The organism is Clostridium polyendosporum (genome assembly GCF_018332455.1).
Classification (GTDB): domain Bacteria; phylum Bacillota; class Clostridia; order Clostridiales; family Clostridiaceae; genus Clostridium_AY; species Clostridium_AY polyendosporum.
Map to the genome: position 1 here is coordinate 1 of NZ_BOPZ01000067.1, position 966 is coordinate 966.

General features: G+C 31.0%; 2 tRNA genes. Both read right to left on the reverse strand.

What is annotated here, in order from left to right:
* Nucleotides 1–713: 713 nt before the first annotated feature.
* A tRNA-Arg gene (locus tag CPJCM30710_RS17385) sits at nt 714–790 on the reverse strand.
* 63 nt (nt 791–853) lie between these two features.
* Nucleotides 854–927: transfer RNA gene (locus CPJCM30710_RS17390), tRNA-Gly, on the reverse strand.
* Nucleotides 928–966 lie beyond the last annotated feature (39 nt).

Consider the following 966-nt stretch of genomic DNA (forward strand, 5'->3'; position numbering starts at 1 on the left):
CGCCGCCAGCGTTCGTCCTGAGCCAGGATCAAACTCTCAATTTAAAAGTTTAATCTCTTGCTCTCAAAAGAATTGCTGTACTTAATTTCCTCTGTTTAATTTTCAAAGACCAAATATACTTAATTGACGACTTTTACATTTTATCATTTTTAATAAGCCATGTCAATATTTTTTTATATCATTTATCGCTTTATTACTAAACGACATTGACTATTTTATCACTACTCTTAATCATTGTCAATACTATTTTTTTCTGACAAAATAAAAAGTTATCAGCGACGAATTACATATTATCATCTTAAACCCACTCTTTCAATGAACATACCGACAAACATTTAAAATTAATCCTATATTTTTCTGTTATTCTTAATTTTTCTCTTAATTGCTATAAACGATACACTAGGATGAGTTTAATAACATTAACACTAAAAACTTATCTTTTTAAGTATTAAATTCACCAAAAACAAGGTTAGGAAAACCATCTTTTTTTTAAGATACCTAGGTAATTTAATATCTTTATATTCATATTTATATTTACCTTTTTCAGCCATTTTAATTAAACAAAATTTTACCTATTACACCTCATATGTATAAGTTAATGTATTTACAAAAAATAAAATTAAATAGACATCAGACCCGCTCAGCTTTAACTAAATTTCAAGTCAATATACAAAAAGGTCCTTAAACATTAATGTCTAAGAACCTTTTTGTATTGGTGCTCCCAACAGGATTTGAACCTGCGACCAATGGATTCGAAGTCCACCACTCTATCCAGCTGAGCTATGGGAGCATATATATATTTATTTACCAAGTATAATAAAAAGACAACTTATTTAATAAGTTGTCTTTTGTTTGGAGCGGGTGAAGGGAATCGAACCCTCGTAGCTAGCTTGGAAGGCTAGAGCTCTACCATTGAGCTACACCCGCATATCTGGAGCGGAAGACGGGATTCGAACCCGCAACTTT